General features: G+C 64.2%; 17 protein-coding genes and 1 pseudogene. 15 read left to right on the top strand and 3 right to left on the bottom strand.

Annotated features, from left to right (window positions below; all coding sequences use genetic code 11):
* Positions 1-55: 55 nt before the first annotated feature.
* Entirely contained in the window at positions 56-1,432 is a 1,377-nt protein-coding gene (gene cysS / locus ACH2CW_RS04530) for a cysteine--tRNA ligase (RefSeq protein WP_395055651.1), read from the bottom strand.
* 195 nt (positions 1,433-1,627) lie between these two features.
* On the opposite strand from cysS, the gene ACH2CW_RS04525 reads away from it, so the two are divergent.
* The 6 genes from ACH2CW_RS04525 to ACH2CW_RS04500 all read left to right on the top strand — a co-directional run bounded on the left by ACH2CW_RS04525 (position 1,628) and on the right by ACH2CW_RS04500 (position 6,820).
* Positions 1,628-2,674, top strand: a complete 1,047-nt coding sequence (locus tag ACH2CW_RS04525; RefSeq protein ID WP_395055650.1) for a tetratricopeptide repeat protein — start codon at positions 1,628-1,630, stop codon at positions 2,672-2,674.
* Between the two features lie 70 nt (positions 2,675-2,744).
* A complete protein-coding gene (locus ACH2CW_RS04520) occupies positions 2,745-4,025 on the top strand; it encodes a murein L,D-transpeptidase family protein (RefSeq protein WP_395055649.1) in 1,281 nt (426 codons plus the stop codon).
* Positions 4,022-4,711, top strand: a complete 690-nt coding sequence (locus ACH2CW_RS04515; protein ID WP_395055648.1) for a peptidylprolyl isomerase — start codon at positions 4,022-4,024, stop codon at positions 4,709-4,711. The genes ACH2CW_RS04520 and ACH2CW_RS04515 overlap by 4 nt, the downstream gene beginning before the upstream one ends.
* Positions 4,712-4,716: 5 nt before the next feature.
* Complete coding sequence (locus tag ACH2CW_RS04510; protein ID WP_395055647.1) at positions 4,717-5,223, top strand: peptidylprolyl isomerase; 507 nt, start codon at positions 4,717-4,719, stop codon at positions 5,221-5,223.
* 9 nt (positions 5,224-5,232) lie between these two features.
* The gene (locus ACH2CW_RS04505) at positions 5,233-6,021 is read left to right on the top strand and encodes a UDP-2,3-diacylglucosamine diphosphatase (protein WP_395055646.1); all 789 of its coding nucleotides are present in this window, start codon (positions 5,233-5,235) and stop codon (positions 6,019-6,021) included.
* A 19-nt stretch (positions 6,022-6,040) separates the two neighbouring features.
* Positions 6,041-6,820: a zinc-dependent peptidase gene (locus ACH2CW_RS04500; protein WP_395055645.1), complete on the top strand. Its 780-nt coding sequence runs from the start codon at positions 6,041-6,043 to the stop codon at positions 6,818-6,820.
* Between the two features lie 48 nt (positions 6,821-6,868).
* Here ACH2CW_RS04500 and cysE read toward each other — a convergent pair whose 3' ends face one another.
* Positions 6,869-7,645, bottom strand: a complete 777-nt coding sequence (cysE, locus tag ACH2CW_RS04495) for a serine O-acetyltransferase (protein ID WP_395055644.1) — start codon at positions 7,643-7,645, stop codon at positions 6,869-6,871.
* 9 nt (positions 7,646-7,654) lie between these two features.
* On the bottom strand, positions 7,655-8,488 hold the full coding sequence (locus ACH2CW_RS04490) for an RNA methyltransferase (protein WP_395055643.1): 834 nt from the start codon (positions 8,486-8,488) through the stop codon (positions 7,655-7,657).
* Positions 8,489-8,590: 102 nt separating this feature from the next.
* On the opposite strand from ACH2CW_RS04490, the gene ACH2CW_RS04485 reads away from it, so the two are divergent.
* From ACH2CW_RS04485 to ACH2CW_RS04445, 9 genes and pseudogenes are all read left to right on the top strand, one after another.
* On the top strand, positions 8,591-9,586 hold the full coding sequence (locus ACH2CW_RS04485) for an inositol monophosphatase family protein (protein WP_395055642.1): 996 nt from the start codon (positions 8,591-8,593) through the stop codon (positions 9,584-9,586).
* A 321-nt stretch (positions 9,587-9,907) separates the two neighbouring features.
* Entirely contained in the window at positions 9,908-10,207 is a 300-nt protein-coding gene (locus tag ACH2CW_RS04480) for a phosphopantetheine-binding protein (protein ID WP_395055641.1), read from the top strand.
* 8 nt (positions 10,208-10,215) lie between these two features.
* A complete protein-coding gene (locus ACH2CW_RS04475) occupies positions 10,216-10,872 on the top strand; it encodes a hypothetical protein (RefSeq protein WP_395055640.1) in 657 nt (218 codons plus the stop codon).
* 9 nt (positions 10,873-10,881) lie between these two features.
* Positions 10,882-12,586, top strand: a pseudogene (locus tag ACH2CW_RS04470) (AMP-binding protein).
* Complete coding sequence (locus ACH2CW_RS04465) at positions 12,583-13,545, top strand: acyl-CoA synthetase (RefSeq protein ID WP_395055639.1); 963 nt, start codon at positions 12,583-12,585, stop codon at positions 13,543-13,545. The pseudogene ACH2CW_RS04470 and the gene ACH2CW_RS04465 overlap by 4 nt, the downstream one beginning before the upstream one ends.
* Complete coding sequence (locus ACH2CW_RS04460) at positions 13,538-14,140, top strand: LolA-related protein (RefSeq protein WP_395055638.1); 603 nt, start codon at positions 13,538-13,540, stop codon at positions 14,138-14,140. Before ACH2CW_RS04465 ends, ACH2CW_RS04460 begins: the two co-directional genes overlap by 8 nt.
* The gene (locus ACH2CW_RS04455; RefSeq protein WP_395055637.1) at positions 14,137-16,614 is read left to right on the top strand and encodes an MMPL family transporter; all 2,478 of its coding nucleotides are present in this window, start codon (positions 14,137-14,139) and stop codon (positions 16,612-16,614) included. The genes ACH2CW_RS04460 and ACH2CW_RS04455 overlap by 4 nt, the downstream gene beginning before the upstream one ends.
* Positions 16,611-17,438, top strand: a complete 828-nt coding sequence (locus ACH2CW_RS04450; RefSeq protein ID WP_395055636.1) for a polysaccharide deacetylase family protein — start codon at positions 16,611-16,613, stop codon at positions 17,436-17,438. The genes ACH2CW_RS04455 and ACH2CW_RS04450 overlap by 4 nt, the downstream gene beginning before the upstream one ends.
* Complete coding sequence (locus ACH2CW_RS04445; RefSeq protein WP_395055635.1) at positions 17,435-18,178, top strand: SAM-dependent methyltransferase; 744 nt, start codon at positions 17,435-17,437, stop codon at positions 18,176-18,178. Before ACH2CW_RS04450 ends, ACH2CW_RS04445 begins: the two co-directional genes overlap by 4 nt.
* The last annotated feature ends 13 nt before the right edge of the window (positions 18,179-18,191 follow it).

Below are 18,191 nucleotides of genomic sequence, written 5' to 3'. Positions count from 1 at the left end.
AGCTGCTTATGACCGCTGCTTATGGGCTGGAGGCAGAAATCGCATAAAAATAGAGTCAAGACAACACTTCCCAGGTGGTTCCGCCAGCAGCGTCTTTCAGCACAATGCCCTGGGCCAGCAGGTCCTGCCGAATGCGGTCGGCTTCAGCGAAATTTTTGGCGACTTTGGCCTGGGCACGTTGGGCGATCAGCACCGCTACAGCTGCGGCATCGAGACCGGCCCCCGCCTGCAAAAATGCGGCCGGATCGCCCTGCAACAGGCCCAGCACACCGCCCAGGTTTTTCAGCAGGCCGGCCAGCTCGGGCGACGCGGACTTGTTGACTTCACCGGCGATTTCAAACAAGACGGCCACCGCCTCCGGTGTGCCAAAGTCCTCGTCCATCGCAGCCTTGAAGCGGGCGGCAAACGGATGTGACCAGTCGGTCGCCACATCAGCTGGTTTGGCCAGACTCAGTGCGGTGTACAGGCGCTTGAGGGAGTTGCGCGCGTCGTCCAGGTGCGCGTCGCTGTAGTTGAGCGCGCTGCGGTAGTGCGCACGCACGATGAAAAACCGGATGGTCTCCGCATCGTATCGGGCCAATACCTCGCGGATGGTGAAAAAGTTGCCCAGGCTCTTGGACATCTTTTCGTTATCCACACGCACAAAGCCGTTGTGCATCCAGAACCTGGCCAGCGGCTTGTCGTTGGCCGCCTCGCTCTGCGCAATTTCGTTTTCATGGTGCGGAAACTGCAGGTCGGCGCCGCCGCCGTGGATGTCGAAGGTCTCGCCCAGGGTCTGGCAACTCATGGCCGAACATTCAATGTGCCAGCCGGGCCGGCCACTGCCGTAGTCACTGGCCCATTTGGCATCGTCCGGCTCGGTGGGTTTGGCCGCCTTCCAGAGCACAAAGTCCAGCGGGTCTTGCTTGCCATCCAGCACCGCGACGCGTTCGCCGGCACGCAACTCGTCGAGTGACTTGCCCGACAGCTTGCCGTAACCTTCAAACTTTCGCACCGCGTAATTCACGTCGCCGTTGCCCGAACGGTAGGCCAGCCCTTTTTGCTCCAGCCTGGCAATCATGGACAACATCTGCGGCACGTAGTCGGTGGCGCGCGGCTCCAGTGACGGAGCCTCGATGCCCAGCGCCCCGATGTCCTGGTTCATGGCCACGATCATCTCGTCGGTCAGCGCCCGGATGCTGATGCCGCGTTCCACAGCGCGCTTGATGATCTTGTCGTCGATGTCGGTGATGTTGCGCACGTAGGTGACCTCAAAGCCGCTGGCCTTGAGCCAGCGCTGCACCACGTCGAAAGCCATCATCATGCGCGCATGACCGATGTGGCACAGATCGTAAATCGTCATGCCACACACGTACATGCGGACCTGACCGGGTACCAGAGGCAAAAAATCTTCCACGGCACGCGACAGCGTGTTGTAAATGCGCAAGCTCATGAATGTCTGGAATTTCAGCCCGACTTGAATCGCCGGACCAGTGAAAATGCTTAAACCGAGGCCAAGATTAAACTATACCCCTCAGATACAATCGTCCAGTATATCTAGCTGGTCAGGGCCCGTGCAGCATGCTGCAACGCTGGCTCGCAGGCTCATGTTTTCGTGCCAGCCACCCCAATGCGTTCCAGAGGAAATATGTCCAAGTCAGCTTCACTTTCGAGCAAACCGCTGTCGGCCTCCCTGCGTTGGCTGGCACTGGCGGCGGCCTTGTCCCTGTCCGCAGCGCATGCCGACGATTACTCCGATGTGAACGACCTGGCCCGTTCCGGCAAGCTGACCGAAGCCATGGCCAAGGCCGATCAGTATCTCGCAGGCAAGCCGCGCGACCCGCAGATGCGTTTTATCAAAGGTGTACTCCAGACCGAAGCCGGCAAGCCGGCCGACGCCATCACCACCTTCACCAAAATCACGCAGGACTATCCCGAGCTGCCCGAGCCCTACAACAATCTGGCCGTTCTCTATGCCGGCCAGAACCAGTTCGACAAGGCCAGGGCCGCCCTGGAGATGGCGATTCGTACCAACCCGAGCTACGCCACCGCGCACGAAAACCTGGGTGATGTCTACGCCAAGCTGGCCAGCCAGGCTTACAGCAAAGCGCTGCAACTCGATGGCGGCAACGCCGCTGTGCCGCCCAAGCTGGCGTTGATCCGCACCCTCTTCAGCGCCGAGCCCAAAGGACAAAAACCTGCGGCCAGCAATGCAGCCTCCGGACCGGTTACCACACCGCCGCCGGCCGCACCGGCACGCCCGGCGGTTGTGGTGCCTGCGGCGCCGCCCGCCCCGGCGCCGGTGGCCCCTCCGACAGCGCCGGTCGCGCCACCGGTGGCGGTGCCGGTCAGCGCCCTGGAAAAAGAAGTCGAAGCCGCTGTGCGCGCCTGGGCCAGCGCCTGGGCCGCCAAAGACATGGCCGCTTACCTGGCCGCCTACGGCAAGGACTTCGACACGCCTGGTAACCAGACGCGCAAGGCCTGGGAAGAAGAGCGGCGCAGCCGCATCGTCGGCAAAACGCGTATCAGCGTCAAGCTCAGCAATGTGTCCGTGGCCGTCAAGGGCAGCAAGGCCACCGCCAAGTTCAAGCAGGACTACAGCGCCGACTCGCTGAATGTGTCCAGCCGCAAAACATTGGACATGGCCAAGGCCGGTGAGCGCTGGCTCATCGTCAGGGAATCAACTGGCGGCTGATGCGCATGACTGGCGCTGGACCCGGTTCGCGCCCTGAGACGCACCCCTGACCCTTCTTCCGATCACCTCCATGCAACGGGCCGCCGCCGCTCTCCTTTTTGTCACCTTCTCGGTCATGTGCAGCACCGTGACAGGTGCCGACACAGCCTCAAAAAAGGCCAAGGAAAATGCGTCCTCCCGCGCGGCGGCAGAAAAAAAACGCAAAAGTACTCCACGCCCATCGGCTCAAGCAGAAGTCCGTGACGGAGAAGCTGAGGCGCGACTGATCGAGATTTACAAACTCGCGGGCCAGGCCAGGGGGCGGGAAGCACTCGCCAAGGCCGAGCGCCTGGTCCATGACCATCCCAACTTCCAGCTCGCACAGCTGGTGTATGGTGATTTGCTGGCGGCGCAGGCGCGCCCTCTGCGGACCTTGGGCGATGTGCCGGACGACACGGCCAAAGCCGGCGCGGGCATGCTGGGCGACTTGCGCCAGGAGTCGCTACTGCGCCTGAAAGCCCTGCGCGAACGGCCGGCAGCAGGCACCATCCCCTCACAATTTCTGGCGCTGTCGGCGCGCAACAAACATGCGATCGCGGTTGATGCCTCACGGGCCCGCCTTTACCTGTTTGAAAACACCGCCACCGGGCTCAAGCTGCTGGCCGACTACTACATTTCGGTGGGCAAGGCTGGCATCGAAAAAACCGCCGAAGGCGACTCGCGCACGCCGCTCGGTGTTTATTTTGTGACCAGCAACCTGGATCCGAAGTCGCTCAAGGACTTCTACGGCTCCGGTGCGTTGCCGATCAACTATCCCAATGCGCTGGACCTCAAGCGCGGCAAAACCGGCAGCGGCATCTGGCTGCACGGCACGCCACCGACTCAATTTGCACGTGCGCCGATGGCCAGCGACGGCTGCGTGGTTCTGGCCAACCCCGACCTTGAACGCATCATTCGCACCGTGGAAGTACGCACCACACCGGTAGTAATCGCGCAAAGCCTCAAATGGGTCGCCCCCCACAGCGCCCGCGCCGACAGCAAGGCGTTCGAGGATGCGCTGCAAAACTGGCAGAAGGCCCGCTCCGGCGGCGACCTTGCCGCGCTGACCAGCCTGTACACCAGCGACTTCAGCAGTTATGGCAAAACACTGGCCGACTGGAGTACCGTGCTGCGTGCCGATCTGGACAAACGGGCCGGCCGCTCGGTGCAAATCAAGGACTTGTCCTACCTGCGCTGGACCGACAGCAACGACACCATGGTGGTCACTTTTGGCGAGGTCGTCAGCGGCTCGCGCACCGGCCCCACCCGCCGTCAATACTGGGTTCGCCAAGGCAGTCAGTGGAAGATATTTTTTGAAGGAGTGATCGGATGACTTTCAGCACACACACACGGCGCGCCTGTCTGGCGCTGGCGGGCTTGAGCCTGGTCGCCGGCCATGTCTGGGCCCAGTCCGCAACTTCCGCGCCCCGTGTGAAATTTGCCACCAGTGCCGGCGATTTTGTGGTCGAAGTCTACCCCGACAAGGCACCCAAAACGGTGGAGAATTTCCTGCAGTACGTGCAGGACAAACACTACGATGGCACGGTGTTTCACCGTGTGATCAACAACTTCATGGTTCAGGGCGGCGGCTACGATGCCAGCTTCGCCGAGAAGAAAACCCGCGCGCCGGTGCCACATGAAGGCCGTGAAGCGCTGGCCAAGGGCGGCGACAAAAACATCGTGGGCACCCTGGCCATGGCGCGCACCAACGATCCCAACTCCGCCTCGTCGCAGTTTTTCATCAACGTCAAGGACAACGACTTTCTCAACCCGACCCTTATTCCGCCGGGTGATCCGGTGCCCAAGTTCGAGTACCAGGGCCGCGTCTACGAAAACACGCCACGCGCGCAGCTTGTCAACGCGCCCCAGTTGTTTGGCTACACCGTGTTCGGCAAGGTCGTCAGCGGCATGGACGTCGTCAACAAGATCAAGGCCACGCCCACCGGCGCTGGCGGCCCCTTCCCCGGCGATGTACCTAAAACAGCCATCGTCATCCATTCCGCAACCCTCCTCAAATAAACATCATGAGCAACCCCCAAGTCGAACTCCACATAACCGGCCACGGCGTCATCACCCTTGAACTGGACCAGGACAAGGCACCCAAATCGGTCGCCAACTTCCTCAGTTATGTCGCCAAGGGCCATTACGACAACACCATCTTTCATCGCGTGATTCCCGGTTTCATGGTGCAGGGCGGCGGTTTCACGCCTGGCATGAAGCAAAAGCCGTCGGACGCGCCGATTGCCAACGAGGCCGCCAACGGCCTGAAAAACGACAAGTACACCGTCGCCATGGCGCGCACCAGCGTGCCCGATTCGGCCACCGCGCAATTTTTCATCAACGCCTCCGACAACGGCTTCCTGAACCACACCTCGCCGACGCCGTCAGGCTGGGGCTACGCCGTATTTGGCAAGGTCGTTTCAGGCACCGATGTGGTCGACAAGATCGAAGCGGTCAAGACCGGCAGCAAGGGTGGCCACAGCGACGTGCCGCAGGCCGATGTGGTGATCGAAAAAGCGGTAGCGCTTTAACAGGTGCCCATGGCCCCGGCCGTGCCCCAGATCGCCGAGCTGCTTGCGCCGGCAGCCTGGCGCACGGTCGATTTCATTTCCGACATCCATCTGCAAGCCGGCGAGCCCGCCAGCTTCGCGGCCTGGCAGGCCTACATGTTGGGCACGCCGGCGGACGCAGTTTTCATCCTCGGTGACCTGTTCGACGTCTGGGTCGGCGACGATGCAGCGGGCCCTGCGGCCTCAGACTTTGACGCGTTATGTGTGCACGTGCTGCAAAAAACCGGCGAACGCCTGGCGCTTTTCTTCATGCATGGCAACCGCGACTTCCTGGTCGGCCCCGACCTGATGGCGCGAACCTGCTGCACCTTGCTGGCCGATCCCACCGTGCTGGTGTTTGCCGGCAATCGCTGGTTGCTGAGCCACGGCGACGCCTTGTGTCTGGACGATGTGGACTACATGCGCTTTCGCGAGCAGGTGCGCGGCGTCGACTGGCAACAGACCTTCCTGGCCCAGCCACTGTCCGACCGGCAAGCGATCGCGCGCGGCCTGCGCCGGCAAAGCCGCGAGCAGCACGAAAAACGCTGGCAGTCGGGCGAGCCTTACATCGACGTGAATACCGACGCCGCACGCCGGTGGCTGCAGGCTGCGAAAGCGCCCACATTGATTCACGGTCATACCCACCAACCCGCCATCCATGCGCTCGGGCCAGGGTTGGAGCGCGTGGTACTCAGTGATTGGGACGCGGTCGCACAACCGCGGCGCACCGAAGCCCTGCGCCTTGGCCCGCTTGGCCTGCAGCGCATCAGGCTGCCCTGACCCCACCTGCGATGCCGCGATGCTGAACGGTCTGTTGCGGCTTTTCAAACGCGAGGCGCCCGAGCGTCCCATTCCCGACGCTGTGTGGCAGGCCACGCTGGCGCACTATCCGTTTCTGGCGCAAATTTCCCCTGAGCGGCAAGGCCGCCTGCGTTTGATGAGCAGCCGCTTTCTGACCCGGAAGGAGTTCCACGGCGCACAGGGCATGGTCATCACCGACGCCATCGCCGTGGCGATTGCCGCACAGGCCTGTTTGCCGGTGCTGCAGTTGGGCCTGGCCTGGTATGACGACTTTGTCGGTATCGTGGTGCATCCGGGCCAGATGCTGGCGCGCCGTGAACAGACCGACGACATCGGCGTGGTGCACCGCTACAGCGAGGTGCTGGCCGGCGAAGCCATGGACGGCGGGCCGGTCGCGCTGAGTTGGCAGGACGTGGCTGGCGCCGGGCAATCGGCCGGCCAGGGTTACAACGTGGTGATTCACGAGTTCGTCCACAAGATCGACATGCGCGACGGCTTCGCCGACGGCTGTCCACCGCTGCCTTCGCGCGCTGCACGCATGCGCTGGCAGGACACCATGCAAACGGCCTACGACGATTTTTGCGAGAAGGCCGCCATCGCCGAACGCTTCGGTGGCGAACCGACCTGGCTGGACCCTTACGGCGCCACCTCTCCGGCAGAGTTCTTCGCGGTGGCCTCTGAGGCCTACTTTGTGAGCAGGCCGCGTTTTACCGAAGACTTCGCGCCGCTGACCGCGCTGTTCGACCACTTTTTTGTTCCCGGCAAGCCCTCAGACTAGAGGCGCGCGGCAGCGGCAAGCTCGGCGCCGAGCGCGCGAACCGGCCCGCTATTTCCCCATCAACTGGTTGAGCTTGTCAGCCTCAAAGGTCTCCTGCCGCGCTGCGTCATCGGGCACGCAGTCGCGCCGCGCGCGTCCGCTGTCCGACAGTTTTTCGATCGCCTGCCAGAGCAACGCGATCTGGTGCTCCTGCGAGGAGGCGTTGTCGATCAGGCCTTTCATGGCCTGAGACACCGGGTCGTCCTCGAGAGTGATGCCGTAAGCCGAGAACGCGCCCTGCGCCGTGGTCACGTCGGCGCTTTCGCCGGATTTGGACGGGATGATGCGCGCCGGGATACCGACCGCCGTGGCGCCAGCCGGCACCGGCTTGATCACCACCGCATTGCTGCCGATCTTGGCTCCGTCGCCGACCTCAAAACCGCCCAGCACCTTGGCACCAGCACTAACCACCACGTTTTTACCGAGGGTCGGATGGCGTTTGGTGCCTTTGTAGAGCGAGGTGCCGCCCAGGGTCACGCCCTGGTAAATCGTGCAGCCGTCGCCGATCTCGGCAGTTTCACCGACCACCACGCCCATCGCATGGTCGAAAAACACGCGCTCACCGATGATGGCGCCGGGGTGGATCTCGATACCGGTCAGCCAGCGCGCGATGTGCGAGATGAAGCGCCCCAGCCACTTGAGGCCACTGGTCCAGCAGGCATGGGCCAGCCGGTGCAGCAAGATGGCGTGCAGGCCGGGGTAGCAGGTCAGCACCTCCCAGGCACTGCGCGCGGCCGGGTCACGGTCAAGGATGCACTGGATGTCGGAGCGGAGTCGGGAAAACATGGTGCGAGTTTATGGCTTGGCGGGCGTGTCTGCTGGCGGCCCCTGTTCGACCTCGACCGGCCGGGCTTTTTGCGCCATGGCCTTGGCGATGCCGCGCAGGATGTGAATTTCCTCGGGGCTGAGCCCGGCGCGGTTGAAGAGCTGGTTCAGGCGCGGCATCAGTTTTTTCGGCGAGGCTGGGTCCAGAAATCCGATGTCGGCCAGCGCCTGCTCCCAATGGCCCAGCATGCCGGCCACGGCGGCCGCGTCTGCGAGCTGCGGCTCGCCCGTGGCCGCTTGTACCGCAAAACCGCCCAGCGCCTGGCGCCAGTCGTAGGCAATCAGCTGCACCGCCGCCGCCAGATTCAGCGAGCCGAATTGCGGGTCGGTTGGGATACTCAGCGCCACATGGCAGCGGTAAACATCCTCGTTTTGCATGCCGAAGCGCTCGGAGCCGAACAAAAACGCCACACCCTCGGGTTTTGAAGCCAAATTGGCCTCCAGCCCATGACCGCCGGGCGCAAGCAGCTCCTTTTTTGATAGCAACTCTGGTATGCCCAGCAACGCGGCAAAGTGCGCACGCGGCGCGCGTGTGGGTGGGCCGAAGTCGCGCGGCGTCATCGCCGTGGCGCACAAATGCGTCATGCCGTCCAGCGCTTCATCGAGCGTGGCGACAATGCGGGCGTTTTTCAGCACGTCGAGCGCCCCGCTGGCGCGCTGGATGGTTTCTTCCCGGTTCAGCACATTGGCCCAGCGCGGCGCCACCAGCACCAGGTCGCCAAACCCCATGACTTTCATGGCGCGCGCAGTGGCACCGACATTGCCGGCATGGCTGGTGTTGATCAAAACGAAACGCGTTTTCATGGGTAAAGACCGGGAAGCGGGTGTTGAGCCGGTAAAATGGCGTTATTGTCGCCTGCCCCCGGTTACCGGGCCGCAGCCCCTTGTGCTCTTTCTTAGTCTTATATGTCCAGCAATCTCCACCCCATGCTCAATGTGGCCATCAAGGCTGCGCGCGCCGCCGGCGCCATCATCAACCGCGCCGCACTGGACGTGGAATCGGTGCGGGTCTCGGTCAAACAGACCAACGACTTCGTCACCGAGATCGACCAGGCCGCCGAAGCCGCCATCATCGAAACCCTGCTGACCGCCTACCCCGGCCACGGCATCCTGGCCGAGGAATCGGGCAGCGAACATGGCGCGAAGGATTCCGAGTTCGTGTGGATCATCGACCCGCTGGACGGCACCACCAACTTCATCCACGGCTTTCCCGTGTACTGCGTCAGCATCGCGCTGGCGGTCAAGGGCAAGGTCGAGCAGGCGGTGGTGTACGACCCGACCCGCAACGACATCTTCTGCGCCACCAAGGGCCGCGGCGCCTACCAGAACGACCGCCGCATCCGCGTGGCCAAACGCACCCGCCTGCAGGAATGCCTGATCTCCACCGGCTTTCCCTACCGCCCCGGCGACAAGCTCAAGACCTACCTCAACATGCTCGGCGAGGTCATGAGCCAGAGCGCAGGCGTTCGGCGCCCGGGCGCCGCCGCGCTGGACCTGGCCTATGTGGCGGCCGGCTACAGCGACGGCTTTTTTGAAGCCAACCTCAAGCCCTGGGATGTGGCAGCCGGCTCACTGCTGGTGACCGAGGCCGGCGGCCTGATCGGCAATTTCACTGGCGAGGCCGACTTCATGGACCACGGTGAATGTGTGGCCGGCAACCCGCGCATTTACGGCCAGTTGGTAACCACCTTGGGCAAATACAGCAAGTTTGCAGGCGCCGGCGACAAGGCGACGGTACGGCAGGCGGTGCTCGATGACGCCGCCGATGGTGCATCAGCACAAGACGACGCGGCCGCTGCAGCGGCACCCGCAAAAGCCACACTCAAGTCCAAACGTATCAAGGCCGGCGGCGCCGGTCCGGCAATCACCCCACCCCTGAACCCGCCTGACGCGCCGTTCTGAGGATTGGCAGGGTCCACCCCGCAGCCAGCGCTATTAAAAAAATAGCGTTTTATCCATATCTGGCATGGGCTGAGGCCTTGTTTCACACTGATCCTGCGGGATGGCGACAAGCCTGAAAGCAGCGCCACTTCGGCATCCAGGACGGCGCAGCATTGGCGGGGCCAATTTACATCTTGTTTCGCTGGCGGCTGACGCACTGCAGGGGTGTGCGCCTACAGCGGCAGACCGGCTTCGAAACAATGTCAGTTACTATCAAAACATCACTGAAACCGGGCTGGCAGCCATGGCGCAACACCCGAAAATCTCCAAACAATGTCCACGATGCCCGACACTTCAACCACCACATCTGCTCCCCAGGCCGCCGACTCGGCATTGATGCGTGAAGTCGCCGAACTGGTGGTGACCTCGCTCAACCTCGAAACAGCCGCCGCCGACATTCAGCCTGACGATCCCCTGTATGGCGACGGCCTCGGCCTCGATTCGATCGACATCCTGGAAATCGCGCTGGTGGTCTCCAAGCGGTATGGCCTGCAGTTGCGCGCCGACCACGAGGACAACACCGCCATCTTCCAGTCGCTGCGCAGCCTGAGCAATCACATCGCGCTGCAAAGAACGAAGTGAAACCCGGCTTGACGGCGAAACTGCTGCTTGGCGCTCGCTGGGCAGTCATTGCCGGCTTCTGTATCGCTTATTCGGTGCTGGCCCATCTGGCCGCCGCCGACCCCCACCCTGACCTGTTTGACGCAGCAGTCGCCATCGCGCCCTTGCTGGGCTTGGCGGTGCTGCTGGCCTGGCGCTCACCGCAGCGGCCATGGATGCTGCTGCTGTGCCTGGCAAGCTGCGCCGCCTTGTATGCGACCAGCAACTGGCTGGTGCAGCATTTCAACTGGGTTTTTCTGCTGCAGCATGCGGGCATGCAGGCCTTGCTGGGGCTGGCTTTCGGCCGAAGCCTGCGCGCCGGCCAGGTGCCCATGGTGTCGCGTTTTGCGGCGGTGGTTCACGGCAGCCTGTCGCCGGCGCTTGCACGTTACACCCGCCAGGTCACCTGGGCGTGGACGCTTTATTTCGCCGTCATGACCACGCTGTCGCTGCTGCTCTTCTGGCTGGCTCCGGTGGCGGTCTGGTCAGTTCTGGCCAATTTGCTGAACCTGCCACTGCTGATTTTGATGTTCGCGGCAGAGTACGGTGCACGCCTGTACTTTCTGGCGCCCTCTGACCGTGCCGGACCGCTGGAGGCGATACGCGCCTACCGGCAGGCAGGCGCACGCACCGCACCGCCGCCCTGATCGCTGCCCATGCCTGTGACCCACTTTGCACTGCTTTCCCACGCACATGGCGACAACATCGTGGCCTGGCGTTATGGACAAAGCATCAGCGTGCGCCAGTTTCTGGCCGACGTGCGGCAACTGGCTGCGGCCCTGCCCGCGAGCGGACACATGCTCAATGCCTGCAGCGACCGCTACCACTTTACCGTCGGACTGGGCGCCGCCCTGCTGACGCGCAAAATCAGCCTGCTGCCGCCCACCCACACACCGGAAATGATCCACCAACTGCAGGCGCTGGCACCCGATGTTTTTTGCCTTGCCGACGCACCCCATGCCATTGACCTGCCAGGCTTTGTTTACCAGGACGCATTTGCCCAGGGCGCGGCCGACCTCGACATCGACGAGGCCTGCGACATACCGCTGATACCGGGCAACCAGCCGGTGGCTGATGTGTTCACCTCGGGCTCGACCGGCCTGCCACAGCCGCACCGCAAAACCTGGGGTTCGCTGGTGCACAGCGCCCGGGCCGAAGCGCTGCGTCTGGGCGTGGACCTGAACCCGGACCTGAAAAAAGAACGGCCTTACAGCATCGTGGGCACGGTGCCGCCGCAGCACATGTTCGGCTTTGAGTCGACCGTGCTGCTGCCCCTGCAAAGTGGCGCCGCGCTTCACGCCGGCCAGCCTTTTTACCCGGCAGACATCGTCACCGCCCTGCAGGCCACGCCGCGCCCGCGCCTGCTGGTGACGACACCCGTGCATTTGCGGGTGCTGCTGTCCTCCGGGGTCAGTCTGCCCGCGCTGGATCTGGTGCTGTCGGCGACCGCGCCCATGCCCCCCGCGCTGGCCCAGACCTGTGAAACGCATTTTTCGGCACCCCTGTTCGAGATTTATGGCTCCACCGAAACCGGACAAATCGCGTCGCGGCGCAGCACACAAACCGACCAATGGGAGCTGTTCCCACTGGTCACGCTGACGCCCCACGATGAGCGCATGTGGGCCTGCGGCGGCCATGTCGAACAAGTCATGCCCATGAACGATGTGCTCGAATCCATCGACAATCGCCGGTTTTTTCTGCACGGACGGCTGGATGACCTGATCAACATCGCCGGCAAGCGAAACTCCCTGGACTACCTGAACCACCAGTTGCTGAGCATCGAAGGCGTGCAGGACGGTGCGTTTTTCATGCCAGACGACAGCGATCATGAAGCGGTGGTGCGCCTGATGGCCTTTGTGGTGGCGCCCGGCAAAAGCCCGGCCGATCTGCTGGCGGCACTGAAAGAACGCATCGACCGTACTTTCTTGCCGCGCCCGCTGGTGCTGCTCGACGCCTTGCCACGCAACAGCACCGGCAAACTGCCGCGCGAAGCGCTGCTGACCCTGGCCAAAGCGCAGCAAGCGCCCTTGGCCGCGAAGGGAGGTCCGGATGCAGGGTAAGACCCCGCTGAGCTTTGCGGCCGACCACCCCGCATTTGCCGGCCACTTTCCCGGCCGCCCCATCGTGCCGGGTGTGCTGCTGCTCGATGCGGCTATCCACGCGGTCGGGCAGGCGCGTCAGGAGACTGATCGCGACGCCGCCACCTGCCAGGTCAACTCAGCCAAATTTCTCAGCCCGGTAGCGCCAGACGAGCTCCTGACCCTGTCGTGGAGTGATACCGGCAAGGGCCAGGTCCGTTTTGACATCACCGGCGCCGGCCGTCAGGTGGCGACAGGTGTTCTTGGTTTTGACCCCCCATGAGCGACGCCGGCAACACATCCGCGCCGCCGGCCGCGTGGCGGCAGCGACCGGAACGCAGCAACATGCTGATGCTGCGGGTCATGACCTGGATCTCCCTGCGCCTGGGCCGCCCCGCAGGTCGCTTGGTGCTTTATGGCATCGCCGCCTACTTTCTGCTGGCCAACGCCGCTGCGCGCCACGCCTCACGCGACTACCTGCGCCGGATAGCGCTTGTCCCACAGGTCGGATGGCGCCATGTCTTCCGGCATTTCCTGGGTTTTGCCTCGTGTATTCACGACCGGGTCTACCTGATCAACGACAAATTCGAACTGTTCGACATCCACATTCATCAGGAGCACCTGATTTCCGAGTTGACTACCGATCAAAAAGGCGTGTTCCTGATGGGCGCCCACGTCGGCAGCTTCGAGGTCTTGCGCGCCATCGGGCGACGCCGGCCAGGCCTGCGGGTGGCGATGGTGATGTTCGAGGAAAATGCGCGCAAGATCAACGCGGCGCTCAGTGCCATCAACCCGGCGGCGCAGCAGGACATCGTGGCGCTGGGCCATGCCGACTCCATGCTCAAGGTGCATGAGCTGATCGAAAGCGGCAGTGTTGTCGGCATGCTGGCCGACCGCTGCCTGAACCACGACAGCACGCAGCCCGTCCCGTTTCTGGGCGAATCCGCCGAATTTCCCGTTGGCCCTTTTCGCATGGCGGCAATTTTGCGGCGACCGGTGCTGTTCATGGTCGGGCTTTATGGTGGCGGTAATCGCTACGACATTCATTTTGAAACACTGGCTGATTTCTCCAGCATCCCCGCAGGCGGGCGCGACGCCGCCGTGCAGGCCGCGATGGCACGTTATGCCGAGCTGCTGGAAACCCATTGCCGCGCAGCACCCTACAACTGGTTCAATTTTTTTGACTTCTGGCAACCCGCCAGGCGCACGCCCGACGCAACCCCGGTACCTCCCCATGTTTGATGCAGCGCGCCCCCTTTTCTCCCGTTTCTCCGCCGGGCTGGCCGCCGTCGGCCTGCTGCTCGGCCTGTTGGGCACGCCGGCCATCGCGGCCTGGGACGTCGCGCAATTGATGCAGGGCCTGGCGCAGAACAAGTCGGGCCGCGCCAGTTTTGTCGAGAAAAAATACATCGCGCTGCTCGACAAACCGGTGGAGTCGTCAGGCGAGCTGCTCTACACAGCGCCGGACCGGCTCGAAAAACGCACGCTCAAACCCCGGCCCGAGTCGATGCTGATTGAAACCGGCACGCTGACGGTGGAACGCGGAAAACGCCGCACCACCTTGCGCCTGCAGGACTACCCAGAGTTGGTGGCCTTCACCGAAAGCATACGCGGCACACTGGCCGGCGACCTTGCCGCGCTCAGGCGCATTTACAACCTCGACCTGGAAGGCACCGAGGAGCGCTGGACACTCACGCTGCGCCCCATTGAAACCAAAATACTGGACGTGGTGCAGCGTATCCGCATCGGCGGCAGCCGCGCCGAGGTCAAAACCATCGAGATCGAGCAGACCGACAAGGACCGCTCGGTCATGGTCATCGCTCCGCTGGCCCCATGACAAAAGGTTTTGTCCAGACGCGCTGGCTGCCGGTCTGGATCTGGCTGGCGGCCCTGCTGCTGTGCGGCGTGCTGGTAGCGCGCACCACCTTCACCGCCGACATGTCGGCCTTTTTGCCGCGCTCACCCACGCCAGAGCAGCAACTGCTGGTGGACCAGCTGCGCGACGGGCTGGTGTCACGGCTGATCCTGGTCGCTGTGGAAGGTGGCGACCCCGCCAGCCGCGCCGCTGCATCCGGCGCCATGGCCGGCCAGTTGCGCGGCGACAAACGCTTCACCACCGTCAGCAACGGCGAGTCCGGTGGCCTGCAGCGCGACCAGGCTTTCCTGTTCGAGCACCGCTACCTGCTCAGCCCCGCCGTCACGCCGGCGCGCTTCAGCGCCGAGGGTCTGCGCGCTGCGCTGGGCGACACGCTGGACCTGCTGGCCTCACCGGCGGGTTTGCTGACCAAGTCCTTGCTGCCGCGTGACCCAACCGGCGAGATTCCCTTGCTGCTTGAAGAGTTTTCGGACGATGGCAGCAGTGGCGCCAACCGGCCCAACACGGCTGGCGGCGTCTGGGCTTCGCGCGATGGCCAGCGCGCCTTGCTGCTGGTGCAAACCGTGGCACCCGGCTCGGACACCGATGCCCAGGAAGACGCGCTTGGGGCTGTACGCTCGGCTTTCGCCCAGGCCCGCCATAGCGCCTCCGCGGGCGCGGACCTCAGGCTGGTGGCCACCGGCCCCGGCGTCTTCGCGGTGCAGGCGCGTGACACCATCAAACGCGAAGTGACGCGTACCTCGGTCATCAGCCTGGTGCTGATGCTGACCCTGCTGATCGTGATCTACCGCTCGCTGACCACGCTCGCCCTGGGCATGGTGCCGGTGATCTCAGGCACCGTGGCCGGCATCGTAGCCGTGAGCCTCGGCTTTGGCGAGGTGCACGGCATCACGCTGGGCTTCGGCACCACCCTGATCGGCGAGGCGGTGGACTATTCGATTTACCTGTTTGTGCAGTCGGAGCGCACGGCAACATCCAAAACCGACTGGGTGCGGCGCTTCTGGCCGACCATCCGCCTGGGCGTATTGACTTCGGTGGCCGGTTTCGCCTCCTTGCTGTTTTCAGGTTTTCCGGGGCTGGCGCAACTGGGCCTGTACTCCATCGTCGGCCTGCTGACGGCGGCAGCCGTCACACGTTTTGTCCTGCCGCTGCTGCTGCCTGAGGGTTTCCGCGTGCGTGATGTGTCCGCGCTGGGCGAAAGGCTGGGCGTCTGGGTGCGCTTTGCACCGCGCCTGAAATGGGCTGCGCTGGCAGGCATGCTGCTGGCTTGTGTACCGCTGGCGATGCACCGCGACACCTTGTGGAACCATGAGCTGTCGGGCCTGAGCCCGATTTCGCTGGCTGACCAGATGCAGGACACCGCCCTGCGCGCCGACCTCGGTGCGCCTGATGTGCGTTACCTGGTGGTCATCAGCGCAGCGACCCAGGAACAGGTGCTGCAGGCCGCTGAGGGCACCGTGCAGGCACTGCAGGGCCTGGTCGCGCGGCAGGTGATCACCGGTGTCGATACCCCGACGCGATTTTTGCCCAGCATGGCGACGCAGCAGGCACGGCTGGCCAGCCTGCCCCCCGCAGCCCAGCTCAAGGAAAGCCTGGCCCAGGCTGTAAAAGACCTGCCCATTCAGGCCGACCGGCTGGCACCTTTCCTGATCGATGCCGAAGCCGCCCGCCAGAGCCGACCCCTGCAGCGGGCAGATCTCAACGGCACCACGCTGGCCGTTGCCGTCGATGGCATGCTGATGCAACGCGGCGCCTCGCCCGACCGGCCCGCCGGTTGGACTGCGCTGCTGCCACTTCACGCGCCTGCCAACGGCATCATTGATGCCGCTGCCGTGCGGCAGGTCCTGGCCGACGCGCCAGGCGACCGTGCTACCGGCAGTGCCCTGTTCGTCGACCTCAAGGGCGAAGCCGACCGCCTGTACAGCGGTTACCTGCGCGAGGCGATTGTGTTGTCCCTGGCCGGCCTGGCCGCGGTGGCGCTGTTGCTGCTGCTGAGCCTGCGTTCGGCGGTGTCAACATTGCGCGTACTGGCTCCGCCTGCAGCCGCCATCATCGTGGTGCTGGGCGGCCTGGCACTGGCCGGCCACCGCTTGACCATTCTTCACCTGATCGGCCTGCTGCTGGTGGTGGCCGTGGGCTCCAACTACGCGCTGTTTTTCAACAGCGGGCCGCGCCGGTCCGGACCCGAAGACGAGGCAGCAAGAGCGGATAACGAGGCATCCGGCATCACGCCCCGCACCCTGGCCTCGCTGCTGTTTGCCAACCTCACCACGGTGGCTGGTTTCGGCGTACTGGCGATCTCCAGCGTGCCGGTGTTTCAGGCCATCGGATTGACGGTCGGCCCCGGCTCGGTCCTGGTGCTGCTGTTCTCCGCCATTTTTGCGGCGCGTCCGCCCGCGACATGGACGGCGCCGGTCAGGGCCATCACGCCATGAGCGCACCGCTGACGTCGAACACCGCACATGCTCGCTGGGACATGCCTGTCCTGGTGAAGGTTTCGCTGGGCGTGCATGCGGCCGCTGCACTGGCCGTTCTGGCCGTACCGGCCTGGTGGCCGTGGGCGCTGGCGGCACTGGTGCTCAACCATGTGCTGCTGGCGACGGTCGGCCTGCTGCCGCGCACCCATTGGCTGGGCGCCAACTGGACCCGGCTGCCCGCTGCCGCCGCCGCACGTGGAGAAATCGCACTGACCATCGACGATGGCCCCGACCCGGTGGTGACGCCCGCCGTGCTGGACCTGCTGGACCGCCATGGCGCAAAAGCCACGTTTTTCTGCGTGGGCCGGCAAGCCGCGCTGTATCCCGAGATTTGCCGCGACATCGTGCGGCGCGGCCACCGCATTGAAAACCACAGCCAGCAGCACCGCCATAATTTTTCGTTGCTCGGTCCCGGTGGCTTCCGGCGTGAGCTGGAAGCGGCCCAGACCACCCTGACCGCCATCACGGGAGACCGTCCGCAATTTTTTCGCGCGCCGGCCGGCTTGCGAAACCCTTTCCTCGACCCGGCGCTGCAGCGCAGCGGCCTGCGTCTGGCGAGCTGGACGCGGCGCGCCTATGACACGCGGGTGGGCAATCCCGCCACGGTGTTGCGCAAGCTCTGCAGCTCGCTGCGGGCGGGCGACATTTTGCTGCTGCACGACCGCCATGCGGCCCTCACGCCCAACGGCCTGCCCGTGATTCTGGAGGTCCTGCCACCGCTGCTGCAAGCCATCGCACAAGCTGGCCTGCGGCCCGTCACCCTTCGTGAAGCCCTGACATGACGGCGACCCCCAGCGCATTCGTCAACCACCTGATCGCCAGGGCGGCGGCACCCTACCGGGCGGCCGGACTGTATGCCTGGTTTTTCGCGCGCGGCAAACTCGGCGGGGATCCGGTGTTTGCGCACCTGTTGGCTACCGGGCTGCTGGCTGATCGCGCGCGCATCCTCGACATCGGTTGCGGTCAGGGGCTGCTGACATCCTGGCTGCTTGCCGCACAGGCCTCCAGCGCCAAGGGTGTCTGGCCCGAGAGCTGGCCAAGCGCACCGCAAGCTGCGCACATACGCGGCATCGAATTGATGGCGCATGACGTGGCGCGCGCCGACAGCGCACTGGCGCCAGCGGTCAGCGCCGGTCGCGCCAGTTTTGTACAGGCCAACATGTGCAGCGCAGACTTCGGCCAGACCGACGCGGTGGTGATTCTCGATGTGCTGCACTATGTTCCGTTGGCCGCGCAGGACGAGGTGCTGGCACGTGTGCGCCGCAGCCTGGCACCGGGCGGCGTGTTGCTGCTGCGTGTCGGTGATGCCGCCGGCGGCCTGCGTTTTTCCATCAGCAACTGGGTGGACCATGTGGTGACCACCTTGCGTGGGCACCGCCTCGGCACCCTTCATTGCCGCCCGCTGACGGCCTGGCAGGACACACTGCGTCAGCTCGGCTTTGTGGTGGAGGCGCAGTCCATGAGCCAGGGCACACCGTTTGCCAACGTCCTGCTGGTGGCCCGCCTGCACCCCGTGTCATGATCATCCCGAGGCC

Source organism: Polaromonas sp. (genome assembly GCF_043778355.1).
Lineage (GTDB): Bacteria > Pseudomonadota > Gammaproteobacteria > Burkholderiales > Burkholderiaceae_C > Polaromonas.
This window is presented reverse-complemented; position numbering and strand designations above follow the sequence as displayed.